Source organism: Nocardioides sp. Soil_C_8 (assembly GCF_057656315.1).
In genome coordinates this window covers 817,300-832,162 of record NZ_JBDGKQ010000001.1, presented here as the reverse complement: position 1 = coordinate 832,162, position 14,863 = coordinate 817,300, and the positions used below count along the sequence as shown (strand labels likewise).

The 14,863-nt window shown below is 74.8% G+C and carries 11 protein-coding genes; 8 read left to right on the top strand and 3 right to left on the bottom strand.

Annotated features, from left to right (window positions below; genetic code table 11):
- Positions 1-6: 6 nt before the first annotated feature.
- Positions 7-2,277: a helicase-associated domain-containing protein gene (locus AC3A3L_RS04085; RefSeq protein WP_487638746.1), complete on the bottom strand. Its 2,271-nt coding sequence runs from the start codon at positions 2,275-2,277 to the stop codon at positions 7-9.
- A gap of 68 nt (positions 2,278-2,345) precedes the next feature.
- Here AC3A3L_RS04085 and AC3A3L_RS04080 point away from each other — a divergent pair, with 68 nt between their 5' ends.
- From AC3A3L_RS04080 to AC3A3L_RS04055, 6 genes are all read left to right on the top strand, one after another.
- Positions 2,346-3,161, top strand: coding sequence for a PP2C family protein-serine/threonine phosphatase (locus AC3A3L_RS04080; RefSeq protein WP_487638745.1), 816 nt, complete (start codon positions 2,346-2,348; stop codon positions 3,159-3,161).
- Complete coding sequence (locus AC3A3L_RS04075; protein WP_487638744.1) at positions 3,158-4,306, top strand: FHA domain-containing protein; 1,149 nt, start codon at positions 3,158-3,160, stop codon at positions 4,304-4,306. Before AC3A3L_RS04080 ends, AC3A3L_RS04075 begins: the two co-directional genes overlap by 4 nt.
- Before the next feature lie 86 nt (positions 4,307-4,392).
- Complete coding sequence (locus AC3A3L_RS04070) at positions 4,393-5,514, top strand: RDD family protein (RefSeq protein ID WP_487638743.1); 1,122 nt, start codon at positions 4,393-4,395, stop codon at positions 5,512-5,514.
- Between the two features lie 36 nt (positions 5,515-5,550).
- A complete protein-coding gene (locus AC3A3L_RS04065; RefSeq protein ID WP_487638742.1) occupies positions 5,551-7,398 on the top strand; it encodes a helix-turn-helix domain-containing protein in 1,848 nt (615 codons plus the stop codon).
- Between the two features lie 97 nt (positions 7,399-7,495).
- Entirely contained in the window at positions 7,496-8,266 is a 771-nt protein-coding gene (locus AC3A3L_RS04060) for a 3-hydroxybutyrate dehydrogenase (RefSeq protein WP_487638741.1), read from the top strand.
- Positions 8,267-8,311: 45 nt separating this feature from the next.
- Positions 8,312-9,682 (top strand): MFS transporter, encoded by a 1,371-nt coding sequence (locus AC3A3L_RS04055; RefSeq protein WP_487638740.1) that lies wholly within the window; start codon positions 8,312-8,314, stop codon positions 9,680-9,682.
- Between the two features lie 67 nt (positions 9,683-9,749).
- Here the strand turns inward: AC3A3L_RS04055 and AC3A3L_RS04050 are convergent, their stop codons facing one another.
- Positions 9,750-11,861, bottom strand: coding sequence for a S8 family serine peptidase (locus AC3A3L_RS04050; RefSeq protein ID WP_487638739.1), 2,112 nt, complete (start codon positions 11,859-11,861; stop codon positions 9,750-9,752).
- Between the two features lie 213 nt (positions 11,862-12,074).
- Here AC3A3L_RS04050 and AC3A3L_RS04045 point away from each other — a divergent pair, with 213 nt between their 5' ends.
- A complete protein-coding gene (locus tag AC3A3L_RS04045) occupies positions 12,075-12,470 on the top strand; it encodes a cold-shock protein (RefSeq protein WP_487638738.1) in 396 nt (131 codons plus the stop codon).
- 19 nt (positions 12,471-12,489) lie between these two features.
- On the opposite strand, the gene AC3A3L_RS04040 is transcribed toward AC3A3L_RS04045, so the two are convergent.
- Positions 12,490-13,944, bottom strand: a complete 1,455-nt coding sequence (locus AC3A3L_RS04040; protein WP_487638737.1) for an MFS transporter — start codon at positions 13,942-13,944, stop codon at positions 12,490-12,492.
- A gap of 111 nt (positions 13,945-14,055) precedes the next feature.
- Here AC3A3L_RS04040 and AC3A3L_RS04035 point away from each other — a divergent pair, with 111 nt between their 5' ends.
- Positions 14,056-14,850 carry a DUF3027 domain-containing protein gene (locus AC3A3L_RS04035; RefSeq protein ID WP_487638736.1) on the top strand — a complete coding sequence of 265 codons (795 nt, stop codon included), beginning with the start codon at positions 14,056-14,058 and terminating at the stop codon, positions 14,848-14,850.
- Positions 14,851-14,863: the final 13 nt, after the last annotated feature.

Genomic DNA, 14,863 nt, shown 5'->3' with positions numbered 1-14,863 from the left:
GTGTGATCACGCGGTGCGCACCCGTGTGATGCGGTGCACGGCGAACTCCCGGACGTCGTCGGCGCGGTGGTCGTACGCCGACAGGCGCCCGCCGTCGAGGCGGCGCGGGTCGACGACGCGCTCGCCCGTCGCACCGTGGTTGTCGACGTAGCCGATGACGACCGTGCTGCCGGCCTCGATCGCCTCCCGCAGGGCGGCCAGGGCTCCCGACGGGGTGGTCGTCGCCTCGGCGCTCGCGGGCCGTGAGGACTCGGCCCGGTCGCCGGCACGGATGGCCGTCGCCACCGCCTGGACCTGCGCCGCCTGCCGCGCCTCGACGGCACCGGCCGGACGGCGGCCGCGGCGGGTGCGGGCACGCTGCAGGTCCGGGCGGCTCACGCGGACCGTGCCGTCGGCGGCCTCGACGACGGGGGCGGCTCCGAGCTCGCGGAGCCGGGGCAGCAGGACGTCGAGCGGTGAGGTGGCGATCGCCACCGTCGGGGCGAGCAAGCGCAGGCCGAGGCTGCGCCCACGGGGGTCGTGGACCAGGGCTGCGAGGGCGGCCTCGTCGTCGGCGCGCAGGAACGCCTCGGCGTGACCGACCCGCACGGTGCCGAAGGTGCGGGCGACGTCGTCGACGAGGAACTCCAGCGGCTGGGGCACCGGCGTCTGCGAGACCGAGGCGAGGAAGTCGCGCACCTCGCCGCTGGACCAGCCTGCGTCGAAGCCGCGGCGCAGCGACCCGGAGGTGAAGCGGTAGACCGTCGCCCCACCGCGCGACTCCACGTCGGCGAGCAGGTGCAGCCTCCGCGCGACCTCGGTCTCGAGCGGGCCGGGGGCCACGGCCGTGAGGTCGGCCTGCAGGAGGACGTGGTCGACCGGTCGGGGGAGGTCGGCGGCGATCGCCTCCGCGGCCGCCGCGAGGTCGCCGGTCGCCACGTGCCGTCCGCTGGGCGGCAGGCCGCCGGCGCCGGTGACGCCCAGCGCGGCCGACTCGGACAGCGCGGCCGTGACCAGGTCGGCGAAGATCGTGGGCCGGCGCGGGCGCAGCCAGCCGATGCGTCGTACGAGCGAGGCGGTGCCGGTGCCGACGGCGAGGACCTCGCCCTCCGGCACCTCCGCCAGCACCCGTAGCGCGAGCCGGCGGGCTTCCTCGGCCAGCCCGCTGGAGAGCTCGGGGGCGAGTGCGTTCCACGACTTGCCCGCGGGGTCGCGCGAGCCGACGAGCGACGGCACCCGGCTGCTGGCGAGCCAGCCGCCCACCAGGCGCGTCCACCGCTCGGCGAGCGGCAGCCCGGACCAGACGTCGAACTCGTCGGTCGGCAGCCACGACGGTGTCCCGTCGCCGGCGGCCGCCTCGGCGACGAGGCCGGCGGTCAGCGCGACCTCCACCACCAGTGCCGCAACCGGCTCGTCGACGTGCAGCTCGCGAGCCACCGCCTTGAGGTCACGCACCGCGAGCCCGCCGCTGCGCAGGACGCTCGGCGGCTGGACGCCCCAGTGGTCGAGCAGCAGCTCCACACGGCGTACGACGTCGAACGCCGCGCCCGCGGCCGTCCGGGCGACCAATGACGCATCGCGCGCCGACGTCGCCAGCGCCGGCACCTCGTCGACCGGCTCGCGGGTCGTCCGGCCGCCGCGGAGCGCCAGCCCCACCTCGCCGGGCAGCACGACCGCGTCGCCCTCGCGCGGCACGAGCAGGCGCCGGCTGATCAGCTCCTCGGCCGGCGTGCGTGCCTCCGCCGGCGAGACCGTGCGCCGCGCCGAGCCGGTCGTGCCCTCGCCGCCGTGGTCGTCGACGTGGCGCAGCAGCGCGGTCGCCGCAGGCGACAGCTCGGCGATCCGGGCCGACACCACCTCCGGGCTCGCCGGCTCGGGGCTGGACGGGCGCAGGCCGCTGACGAGGCCGGGCATGCCGCGCATCGCATCGGCCACGCCGGTGAGCGCCCGGACGCCTCCGGGGGCCTCCCACGCCAGGGCCAGGTCGAGCAGGTGCTGCAGCGCGGCCGCCGTGCGCCCCTCGTCGGCGTGGACGATCGAGATCAGGTCCGCGGAAGTGGTTTGACCTGCAACCAGAAGGGCATCAAGCACGGAAAGCTCGAGGCGGTCCAGTCCGTCGAGGGCCCGGTGGATCGACGAACGCGTGGCAGCCCGCGAGGCCAGCTGCGACGAATCTTGAGGGGCGGGTGTGGCGAGATCGGGACGGGCCCTGAGCAGCGCCACGAGCCGCTCGTCCGGCCAGCTGCGCAGCTGGTCGGCGAGGGTGCGTGCGGGTGTCGTCCGCCCTGAACTGGACATCCCTTCTACGCTACTCGCCGGGTCGGCACCGCGGCCCCACATCTCGACACGGGGCGAAGAGGGCCGACATGCTTGACGTTGATCTGCACCACGGGGCGTCGACGGACGTCGGACTGGTGCGCAAGGTCAACGAGGACTCCTACCTCGTGGCGCCGCCCGTCTTCGTCGTCGCCGACGGCATGGGCGGCCACTCCGGCGGCGACGTCGCGAGCCAGATGGTGGTCGAGGAGTTCCAGCGACTCGCCGAGTCCTACGACCCCCGCCGCGGAGCCGAGCAGGTCGCCGACGCCTTCGCGCGGGCGCAGTCGCGCATCGTCGACTACGGCGACGCCCATCGTGCGATGCAGCCCGGCTGGCACGCCGGCACGACCGCCGTGGTGGCGGTGCTCGTCGTCGACGACGGTGTCACCAAGTGGCTCCTGGCCAACCTCGGCGACTCCCGGATCTACCGCATCGTCGACCGCCGGCTCGAGCAGGTGAGCGTCGACCACTCCGTCGTCCAGGAGCTCATCGACTCCGGGCGCATCACGGCCGAGGAGGCGTCGGTCCACCCCGAGCGTCACGTCATCACCCGGGCGCTCGGCAGTCCCGAGGGCATCCGCCCCGACTTCTTCCTGCTGCCGCTCGGCTCGGTGGAGCGCCTGCTGCTGTGCAGTGACGGCGTGACCGGCATGATCGAGGACAAAGAGATCGAGGAGATCCTCGAGTCCGTCGCCGATCCTCGCGACGCCGCCGACGCGCTGGTGCGGGCGGCGGTGGCAGCCGGTGGTCGTGACAACGCCACGGCGGTGGTCGTCGATGTGGTGGGATTGGTGAAGGACGCGACCTACGACTCCCAGCGCCAGCTGGCGAGTCTCGAATCCAAGCTGGGGGGACGACTGTGAGCACTGAGGCCAGGTTCGCGCCGGGGGACTGGTACGCCGTCGTCGGTGACCGGGTGACCGTCGTGCTGCCGGTCAGCCAGCGCAGCCGGGTGGCCGCGCTGTGGGACCTCGCCGACTCGGGCGCGGGTGCCGACGCCCTGCTCGACGCGCTGCTCGCAGGAGGCCTGTCCTCGCTCGACCACTTCGCCCTGGTCGCCCACGACGACGACGCGACCCACCTCGTCGTGCGGGGAGCGCCGACCGCGACCGTGTCCGCGACCGGCGGCGACGAGATCGTCAGCGCCGCGCCCGGCGCGACGTGGGCCGAGCAGGTCCTCACCGGCGTGAGCAGCGTCCGGGTGACGCTCACCGGCGAGGGCGCGGCCGACCACCCGCTCACCGCCGGCCTGGCCCGCGTCTCGGTCGTGGAGTTCGGTACGCCGTCCGCGACCGTCGCGTCCGCGGCTCCCGCCGACGACCGCGTCGAGGCCGCCGAGCCCGAGCCCGACCCCGAGACCTTCGCCGCACCGGAGCCGGAGCCCGACCCGGAGCCCGAGCCGGAGCCCGAGGTGGCCCGGGAGCCCGACCGCGAGCCCGGCCCGGAGCCCGACCCGGTCCCGGCCGCCCCCGTTCTCCCCGCCGCGCCGATGCAGTTCGGCGCCCCCGCGGACGACCCGACGCCGACCGGGGAGACCCCCGTCGTGCCGGACGACTGGACCGACCGCGACGGCCAGACGCAGGTCGGCCCCCCGCACGCCGACTTCCACCGTCCGCCGATCCCCGGCCAGGAGATCGCCCCCGACGTGGTCGCGCAGCCCGTCGCCTCGCTCGTGTTCTCCACCGGTGACGTCGTCGCCGTCGACCGCACCGTGCTCGTGGGCCGCGCGCCCGAGGCGCGACGCTTCGCCTCCCACGAACAGCCCCACGTGGTGACGGTGCCCAGCCCGCACCAGGAGATCTCCTCCACCCACCTCGAGATCCGCCCGGGCGCGGGCGCCGACCACGGGTCGGCCATCGCGACCGACCTCGGGTCCACCAACGGCACCGTGCTGGCCCAGCCCGGCCTCGACGCGGAGGACCTCAAGCCCGGCATCGCCGTCAGCCTGATCCCCGGCGCCGTCCTCGACCTCGGCGACGGCGTGACCATCCAGGTCACCAACCCCTGAGCCGGAACCCACCCGCGACCGAGCCGCCGAGACCCCAGAACCGCCGAGATCCCCTCGTGACCCCCGTGACCCAGCACCCCCAGGCCATGACCTACCCCGTCGCCGAGCTCGAGCGACGCTTCGCCGCGTTCGCGATCGACCGGCTCCTCGCCTGGACCCTCATCGCCGCCGTCGGTGTCGCGACGGCGCTGTTCGTGTCCGACGACCTCTGGACCGTCGTCGGCGCCGTCGCCGGTGCGATGGTGCTGGTCTGGCTGGTCCTGGCCGTCGTGCTCGGCGTCACCGGCACCTCGCCCGGCAAGGCGGTGACCGGCCTGCGGGTGGTCCACCACGGCACCGGCACCCCGATCGGGGTCGGCCCGGCGCTGCTCCGCTCGCTCGTGCTGGGCGTCGCGGGCCTGCCCACCTTCGGCATCGGCGTGGCCACCCTGGCCTGGACGGCCGTGGAGGACCGCGGCCGCCAGCGCCGCGGCTGGCACGACCACCTGACCCACACCGTCGTGGTCGACGTACGCCCCGTGGTCGAGGTGGCCGACGCCGCCGTCGACGACGGACCGCGCCACATCGTCAACCTCACCGCGATGCGCCTGGTCCCGGCCCCGCCCGTCGAGCAGGTCAGGACCCCGGAGCGCTCCGAGCACTCCATGCGCCGGCAGCCGCTGCCCGCCGACCTCGCCGGCCCGGCGGCCGCCCCGCCGTCGGTCCAGGCGCCACCGCCACCGGCCCAGGCGGCACCCCCGAGCCCGGCCCAGGCGCCCTTGTCACCGGCGCGGCCGGTCCAGGCCCAGGCGCCGCTGCCACCCGCGGCGGCGCACCAGCGGCCACCCGCCCCCGCGCAGCCGTGGTCACCGCCGCCCGGCACGCCGGTCGCACCCCAGCGCTGGCGCGTCCACTTCGACAACGGCGAGAGCTTCGTGATCGCGGGCCTCGCGTTGGTCGGGCGCCGCCCCGAGCCGCGGTCGGGCGAGCAGGTGGCCCACCTGATCCCGCTGACCTCGGCCGACATGTCGGTTTCCAAGACGCACGCCCAGTTCGGCCCGGCGCCCGACGGGACGATCGTGGTCATGGACCGCGGCTCGACCAACGGCACGGTGCTCGTGCGCCAGGGGGTCTCGCGCCAGCTCGCGCCGGGCAAGCCGGCAGCGCTCGTCGACGGCGACAAGGTCGTCTACGGCGACCGCGAGATGCTCCTCTCCCGGGAGGGCTGAGGCCACCACCGGCTCCGACGGGGCAGGATGTGCGGCGTGCCGACCTTCCTGGACCTGCTCTACGACGAGGCGCCGCTGGCCGCCTTCGACGAGCACCTCGCGCAGTGCGAGGCGCGCCTGGACGGTGCCGACGCGACCGTCCTGCGCTCGGAGTACGACGTGGCGGTCCGGCTGCGCGACCTGATGGGGCGGATGCGCTCCCGCGAGGCAGAGCTGTCCGCGCTCTACGAGACCGCCTCCGACCTCACCGCGATCCGCGACGTGGACACCATCCTGGCGGCGATCGTGCGCCGCGCACGCCAGCTGCTGCACTGCGACATGACCTACCTCTCGCTCAACGACGAGGACGACGGCGCGTCCTACATGAAGGTCACCGACGGCGCGCTGACCCGCGAGTTCCAGACGCTGCGGCTGCCGCTCGGCACCGGCCTGCTCGGGCTCGTCGCCCAGACCGGCGCGGCCTACTTCACCGAGGACTACGCCGCGGACGAGCGCTTCGTGCACCAGGGCTACATCGACGAGGCGGTGGCCGGCGAGCAGATCCGCGCCATCCTGGGCGTGCCCCTCGTCCTCGACGGCGTGGTGATCGGCGCGCTCCTCGCGGTGCACCGCTCCGTGCGCCGGTTCCCGCAGTCCGAGGTCAGCCTGCTCACGTCCTTCGCGGCGCACGCAGTGGTGGCGCTGGAGAACGCCCGCCTCTTCGCCGAGCTCGACGAGGCCAACCGGTCCCTCACCCGGCACACCGAGGCCGTCGACGCCGCGGCGCTGGCCCACGACCGGCTCACCGACCTGCTCATCGGCGGCGGCGGGGTCGCCGAGGTGGCCGAGGTGCTCTCCGGCGTGCTGGGCGGCGCGGTGTCGGTCTGGACACCCACCGACGAGCTGCTGGCCGGGGAGGATGCCCCGGCGGCTCGGCCGGACGCGGTGCCGGAGGCCGTCGCCGAGGCGGTGGCCTCTGGTCGCTCGGTGGCGACCGGGTCGGGGCTCGTCGCCGCCGCGCTCGCCCGCACCGAGCACGTCGCCACCCTGGTCCTCCGACGCGACGAGCCGCTGGACCTCGCCGGTCGCCGTACGCTCGAGCGCGGGGCGCTGGTCACCGCGCTGGTCCTGCTGTTCGCCCGCTCCGTCACCGACGCCGAGGAGCGCCTCGGCGGCCAGCTCCTCGCCGACCTGCTGGAGTCCGACCCGGACTCGCGCGAGCGCCTGCGTGACCGCGTACGACGCCACAGCGCGAGCCTCGACGGGCCGGTCGTGGTCGCGGCCGCCACCGTCGACGGTGCCGACCGGCACCGCGCGAGCCGCGCCGCCGTGGCCCTCGCGCGCCGCAGCTCCGGGCTGGCCGGCGAGCACCGCGGCGCGGTCGTGGTCGTCGTGCCGAGCGAGGACCCCCGCCGGGTGGGGGCCGACCTGCAGGCGGCCGTGGCCGAGCTCGGGGGCGTGGCGACCGTCGGCGTCGCCGGGACGAGCGACGCGCTCAACGGCGACCGGCTGGTGACCGCCCACGACGAGGCGCGGCGCTGCCTCGACACGCTGGTGCGCCTCGGCCGCCGTGGCGCCGTGAGCGACCCGGCCGGCCTCGGCGTGGCCCGCCTGCTCCTCGGTGACAACGACCCCGAGCACGTCACCTCCTTCATCGAGGCCTCGATCGGTCCGGTGCGCGCGTGGGACGAGCGGCGCGGCACGAGCCTGGTGGCCACGCTCGAGGCGTGGTTCGCGAGCGGCGGCCACCTCAAGGACACCGCGGCCGCCCTGCACCTGCACCCCAACACGGTGACGCAGCGGCTCGAGCGGATCGGGGAGCTCCTCGGGGCGGGGTGGCGCGAACCCGGCCGCGCGCTCGACCTCCAGCTCGCGCTCCGTCTGTCGCGCCTCCAGGACGGCTGACGGCCCTCGCAGGTGTGCTCTCGCCACATGCTCGCGCCCCAACTGTGGGCGCGCACCCCATGTGCCGTCCGTCACTCCGCTCCCTACGGTGAGGGCCATGACCACCGCCACCCCCTCCGCGCCACCCGCCCTGACCGGACGCCGGGCCCTCGTGACGGGCGCCGCCAGCGGCATCGGCGCAGCGGTCGCCGCCCGGCTCGCCGAGGCCGGCGCCGAGGTCCACCTGCTCGACCGCGACGACGAAGGTGTCGCCAAGGTCGCCGCGCAGGTGCACGGCACCCCTCACGTCGTCGACCTCACCGACGAGGCGGCGATCGCCGGGCTCGACCTCGACGTCGACATCCTCGTCAACAACGCCGGCGTGCAGCACGTCGCCGCCGTCGAGGACTTCGACCCCGAGCGGTTCCGCACGATCCACACGCTGATGCTGCACGCGCCGTTCCTGCTCGCGCGTCGCGTCCTGCCCGGGATGTACGCCCGCGGCTGGGGCCGGATCGTCCATGTCTCGAGCGTCCACGGCCATCGCGCGTCGGCCTACAAGTCGGCCTACGTCAGCGCCAAGCACGGCCTCGAGGGCCTCTCGAAGGTCATCGCCCTCGAGGCGGCGGACAAGGGCGTCACCAGCAACACCGTCTGCCCCGGCTACGTCCGCACGCCGCTGGTCGAGGGCCAGCTCACCGACCAGGCGCGCGCGCACGGCATCGCCGAGGACCAGGTCCTCGACTCCGTGCTCCTCGCCCGCACCCCGCTGAAGCGGCTCGTCGAGCCCGAGGAGGTCGCCGACGCGGTGGTCTTCCTGTGCAGCCCGGCCGCGACCTCGATGACCGGGACGTCCCTCTCCCTGGACGGCGGCTGGACCGCCGCCTGAGCCACGCCCCACCCCGCCCCCCGATTCCCCCATGAAAGGCACGTCATGAGCACCGACACCACCAGCGCCGCCGGGCGCGGGGCGTCCGGCACCGAGCCGGGACGCACCAGCATCGTCAAGGTCGTCTTCGCCTCGCTGATCGGCACTGCCGTCGAGTGGTACGACTTCTTCCTCTACGGCTCCGCAGCCGCGCTCGTCTTCGGCACGCTGTTCTTCCCCGAGAGCGAGCCCGCGACCGCGACGCTGCTCGCCTTCGGCACCTACGCGCTCGGCTTCGTCGCCCGCCCCCTCGGCGGCATCGTCTTCGGGCACTTCGGTGACAAGGTCGGGCGCAAGAAGATGCTCGTGGCGTCGCTGTTCCTCATGGGCATCGCGACCTTCGCCATCGGCCTGCTGCCGACGTACGCCTCCATCGGCGTCGCCGCGCCGCTGCTGCTGCTGACCTGCCGCCTGCTCCAGGGCTTCGCGGTCGGCGGCGAGTGGGGCGGGGCCGTCCTGATGGCCGCCGAGCACGGCGACGACTCGCAGCGCGGCTTCTGGTCGTCGTGGCCGCAGGCCGGCGTGGCGCTGGGCAACCTGTTCGCCACCGGCGTGCTGTGGGTGCTCGCGGCCGTCCAGTCCGACGCCGCCTTCGAGTCCTGGGGCTGGCGCGTGCCGTTCCTGCTGAGCGCCGTGCTGGTCGCGGTCGGGCTGTGGGTGCGCCTGTCGATCGAGGAGTCCCCGGTCTTCACAGAGGCGAAGGCCGAGATGGAGACCAAGGAGACCCCGCACCTGCCGCTCGTCGAGGTGTTCCGCAAGTACCCCAAGGAGGTCCTGGTGGCCATGGGGATGCGCATGGCGGAGAACATCTCCTACTACCTGTTCACGATCATCTCGATCTCGTTCCTCACGATCTACGCCGGCACCGCCGACGACAAGTCCCTCATCCTCAAGGCGCTGCTGATCGGCTCCGTGGTGCACTTCGTGACCATCCCGCTGATCGGTGCGCTCAGCGACCGCGTCGGTCGGCGTCCGCTCTACCTCGCCGGTGCCGTCGGCGTCGCGGCATGGTCGTGGGTCTTCTTCGACCTGATCGCCTCCCGCTCGGAGGGCAAGATCATCCTGGCGATCGTCGTCGGCCTCGTCCTCCACGCGCTGATGTACTCCCCGCAGGCGGCGTTCTTCTCCGAGCTCTTCGGCACCTCGGTGCGCTACACCGGCGCCTCGGTCGGCTACCAGCTCGCGTCGATCTTCGCGGGTGCCCTCGCCCCGATCATCGCGATCGAGCTGCTCGGCGACGCCAGCGCCGGCGTCACCAACGTGCCCAAGGTGGCGATCTACATGACGATCGCGTCGGTGATCACGATCGTCTCCGTGCTGGCCGCCCACGAGACCAGGGCCAGCTCGCTCCGCCACGACCGGGTGCTCCAGGACTGAGCCTGCCTGCCCCCGGATGCGGGCCGTCGTCCCTCGTGGACGGCGGCCCGTCGGCGTACCTGGAGGGTCAGCGCGTCAGGGCGACCGGCACGCGGGTCACGCCCCCGCGGGCGCCGAGCCAGACGAGCATGCCGTCGTCGAGCCGGCCGGGAGCGGTGGGCCCCGAGACGGTGATCGTGAAGTCGGCCGACTCGCCCGGCGCGAGGCGTACGGCGAGGGGCTGGACCCGTACGCGGTGGGAGGTGAAGCCGCGGGTGGTGACCGAGAAGTACTCCGGCCGGGTGCCGATGTTGGTCACCGTGCGCACCGCGCGACGCTGCCGCGCCGGCATCAGGAGCGAGCTGGTGTTGAGCCGTGCGAGGGAGTGGCGGCGCATGGCGCGGCGCCACTGCTCGGGAGCGACGTCGAGCGCGAGGTGGGCGGTGGGCGCGCGGCTCGGGAGGGCACCGGCGCCTTGTTCGAGGACCGAGGAACCCGGGATCGGGCGCGCCGAGGTCGCGAGGAGCGAGCGGACCACCGAGGCCGACCGGTCCGGGTGCCGGGCGAGGACGAGCGCCGCGAGCCCGCTGGCGTGGGCGGTGGCCGCCGAGCTGCCGCTGAAGACTCCCCAGGTGCGGCCGGTGGCATGCGGGAGGGCGCCGAGCACGGCGTCGCCGTCGGCCACCGCATCCGGCTTGACGGAGGTCCCGCGCGGGTCGCCGGCAGCGCTCCAGCGGGCGGTGCGCCGCGTGCCGGGGTCGCCGGCGATCCGGGAGACCGTGACCCGGGTGTCGGGGTGGCGGGACACCCAGCGGCTGAACGTGCGGCCGGCCGACGCGGCCAGGTGCACGGTGGGGACGGAGTGGAGGTCGGCGGTCACCGAGCCGGGGCGCCGGTTGACCAGCACCATCGCGCGACCACCGGCCTGCGCGACCGACTCGGACTTGTCGATGCGTCCGATCGCACCCCGCTGGCAGACCACGACCCGGTCGGCGACCAGGCGTGAGTCGAGGGCCCCGAGCCGGCACTGCGCGGCCTCACGTCGCGACGCCCCCGGTGCAGCGGCGTCGCGTGCCAGCACGGCGCGGCCCTGCACGGAGGCAGGACGTCCGCCGCCGTCCCACGAGCGGCCGCCGGGCAGGCTGACCCGGCCCCGTGACATCCGGCCGACCGCGGCGCCGACGGTGGTGACCCACGGGGCCGCGTGCGCGGCGTAGGCCGACGCACCGGAGTTGCCGGCCGCACCGACGACGACCACGTCGGCCTCGGCGGCGCCGAGGAGCGCGACCTGCAGGGTGTCGATGCGCTCGCCGCCGGCGAGGGCGAGGCTGAGGACGTCGACGCCGTCGGCGACCGCGGCGTCGACGGCGGACACGACGTCGGCGGTCGAGCAGCCGTCGTCGGCGGGGTCGGGTGCGCCCCAGCAGGCCTTGTAGGCGGCGACGCGCGCCTGCGGCGCCACGCCACCGAAGAAGCCGGCGTCGCGGTCGTCGACCCGGACGCTGACGCCGGCGTTGCCGGCCGCGACCGAGGACACCTGCGTGCCGTGCCCGAGCGCGTCGCGGGGTGACAGCGACTCCGACGACCGCACGCGGTCGGCGCCGAAGCCGTCGACGTACCAGCGCGCGCCGACGATCTTGCGGGTGCAGTCCTCGACCGTCCAGCCGTCACCCTCGGCGCACGCGCCGGCGAAGGCGTCCGGGTCGGCGCCCAGGCCCGGCACCTCGGCGAACGCGGGCGACTCCGGCGCGATGCCCGAGTCGACGACACCGATCACCACGCCGGCCCCACCGCGCAGGCGCGGGCTGGCCGCGGCACCCCGCACGGCCGCGAAGGAGGTGCGCCCCGCCATCGGGCGGATGGAGTCGGCCTCGACCGAGGCGACGCCGGGCTGGTCGACGAGGACCGTCAGCTGGGCCTCGGTGAGCCGGACCGCGAAGCCGTTGAGCGCGGTGGTCCACCGGTAGACGGGCTCAGCGGCTCCGACGGCTGCGAGCACGGCGTCCTGCTCGGCCAGCAGCTCGGGAGCCTCCGCGCGGCCCGCAGCGGTGCCGCCGCCGTTCAAGGTGACGAGGGCGAGGTCGCCCGGCACGGCGGCCGGTGGTGCGTCGTCGGCGGTGGCGACGGCGGGGACGGACAGGCACAGGGCGAGCGCGAGCAGGCCGTGGCCCAGCAACCGCCTCGTCCGTCGTGTGCGCACGTGTGTCTCCCGCTCAGCAGCTCTGGTCGCCCTCCGCCCCAGCGGTGGGGGGACCCCGAGCCTCCCATGGTCCCAGTAGTGCCGTCAGCAAATCAAAGCCGTCCCCAGGATGCGACGGCAGAACCCGTTGGTCGGGGGTCGGGGCCGCCCCCTATCCTGTGCCCGGCCGCGTGGAACCATGCGGCGTCGATGCTGAGCTGAGTGGGGTGGACCGTGCCGAGTGGCAAGGTGAAGTGGTACGACGCGGAGAAGGGCTTCGGCTTCCTGTCGCAGGACGACGGCCCGGACGTCTACGTCCACGCCGACGCGCTGCCCGAGGGCACGTCCACGCTCAAGGCCGGCACCAAGGTCGAGTTCGGCATCGCCCAGGGACGCCGCGGCGACCAGGCGCTGCAGGTGCGCGTCCTCGACGCCCCCGCCTCGGTCGCGCGCAACCAGCGCAACGCCCAGCGCAAGCAGCCGGAGGCGATGGTGACCATCGTCGAGGACCTCATCAAGATGCTCGAGGGCGTGGAGGAGACCTACCGGCGCGGCCGGCACCCCGAGCGCGCTGCGGCGCGCGGCACGGCGAAGGTGCTGCGCGCCCTCGCCGACGAGCTCGACGCCTGAGCCGCGCGGGCCGACGTCGTCACACGGCTGGTCGTGACGCCCGCCCCGAGCGGCTGAGCAGCACGAAGGCCGCCCACAGGCCCAGGACCCCGGCCGCGATGCCGAGGCCGAGCTGCGGCATCAGCGGCATCGCGATGCCCACGAAGCCGCCGATGACCCACGCCAGCTGCAGCGTCGTGTCGGAGCGGGCGAACGCGCTCGCCTGGATGCGGCTGGGGATGTCTCGCTGGATCGTCGAGTCGAGCGACAGCTTGGCGAGCGACTGCGCCAGGCCCGCCGTCAGGCCGAGCAGCACGAGGGTGACGAGGCCGTAGAACACCGACGCCAGGGTGGCGACGACGACGTCGGCCAGCAGGGCGAGCACCACCGTCACCGCGGGGTTCAGGCGTCTCAGCAGCGACCCGATCGTGATGCCGAGGGTGTTGCCGAGGCCGGCCGCGCCGATCACGAGGCCGAGCAGGACCTCGGGCCGCCACTCGCCGATCGGGTTGTCGCGCAGCAGGAACGCCATGAACATCGTGAGGAAGCCCGAGAGCCACCGCGGGCCGCAGTTGGCGCGCAGCGCGAAGGCCACGGCGCCGGGGATGCGGGTGCGCGGGCGACGGCCGGTGCGCGTGTCGTCGGTCGAGCCGGTCAGCACCATCTCGCCCTCGCCGTGGCTGGCGTCGACCTTCTCCGGCAGCCGGATCGCCCAGATGGTCGCCAGCACGAAGACCAGGAAGCCGTAGCGCAGCGACCACTCCGGACCGAAGGTCGAGGCGAGGATGGCGAGCGGTGCCGACAGGCCCGCGCCCACCACACCGGCGAGCGACACCCTCGCGTTGGCCTTGACCAGCGTCAGGTCGGGCGGCAGTAGGCGCGGCACGGCGGCGGCGCGCGTGACGCCGTACGCCTTCGAGGCGACGAGGCAGCCCAGCGCCGCGGGGAACAACCAGTCGGACTCGGTGACCACGGCCGTCGCCAGCACCCAGCAGAGGAAGCACCGGATCGCCATGGTCGCGCCCACGGCCCACCGGCGGCCGTGGCTGAAGCGGTCGAGGAACGGGCCAATCAGCGGCGCGACGATCGCGAAGGGCAGCATGGTCAGCCCGAGGAAGAGCGCGACCTGGCCGCGGGCCTCCCCGGTCGGGACCTGGAAGAACAAGGTGCCGGCGAGCGAGATGGCGACGGCGGCGTCACCGGCGGCGTTGAAGGCGTGGAGCTCGATCAGGCGCGAGAGGCCGGAGTCGCCGGCGCCCTCCGCGCGGCTGGCCCGCCGCGCCTGGGCCACCGCGAAGTGTCCCGCGGTCCCTGCCCCGCGACCGGCCGCCCGCGCGCCCCGGGCAGCACCGGAGAGGGAGCGTCGTACGGCTCCCGGGCGGGGTGCGCCGGCTCCCGGCGACGGCGCGTCGGCTCCCGGGCGGGGTGCGTCGGTGGCGGTGTCGGAGCGCCCCGACTGCGGACCCGCGGCGGGTTCGGGGCGGTCGGACGTCACGTGCACCATCTTGACCTACCGCCCATGCATCCGGGTCCGACACCCGCAGGTCTGGACCCCGTCCGGCGTCCCGACGGGACAGGACGACCTGCCATTTGCCAGAATGCCCGGGTGATCGCTCTTCCTACCCGTGCCGGCAAGCCCGACTCGGTCCTCGCCAAGGCCGTGGAGCTGGCGCGCAGCGTCGTCCTCGAGGTCGCCGACCCGGCCGACCTCGGCGACCACCTCGGTGCCCGCGCCGAGGGCGAGCGCGTGGTCACCCACCACTTCGCGTGCGCCCGTCCGGGCTACCCCGGGTGGTACTGGTCGGTCACCATGACCCGCGCCAAGCGCGGCAAGGACCTGACCGTCAACGAGGTCGTCCTGCTGCCCGGCGACGAGGCCATCGTGGCGCCCGACTGGGTGCCCTACAAGGAGCGCCTCCAGCCCGGCGACCTGTCGCCCGGCGACCTCCTGCCGGTCGAGGACGAGGACGTCCGGCTGGTCCCGACCTACCTCGTGGGCGACGACCCGATCGACACCCCGCTCGACGGCGACGCCCGGGCGCAGGTGCGCCGCGTGGCCGACGACCTCGGGCTCGGTCGCGTCCGCACCCTGAGCCGCGAGGGTCTCGACATGGCGGCCGAGCGCTGGCACGCCGGCCCAGGCGGCCCCGACGCCCCGCTGGCGAAGAGCGCGCCCGAGAGCTGCTGGTCCTGCGGCTTCCTGGTTCGGCTCAACGGGTCGCTGTCGATGCGCTTCGGCGTCTGCGCCAACGGCAACGCCAACGACGACGGCCGCGTCGTCACCCTCGACCACGGGTGCGGCGCCCACTCCGAGGTCAAGCTCGCCCGCAAGCAGCAGCCCGTCCCGCTGCCGGACCACGTCCTCGACACCGTCGTCGAGGACGAGCTCGAGCCCCTCTGAGCCCCCCGGCTCC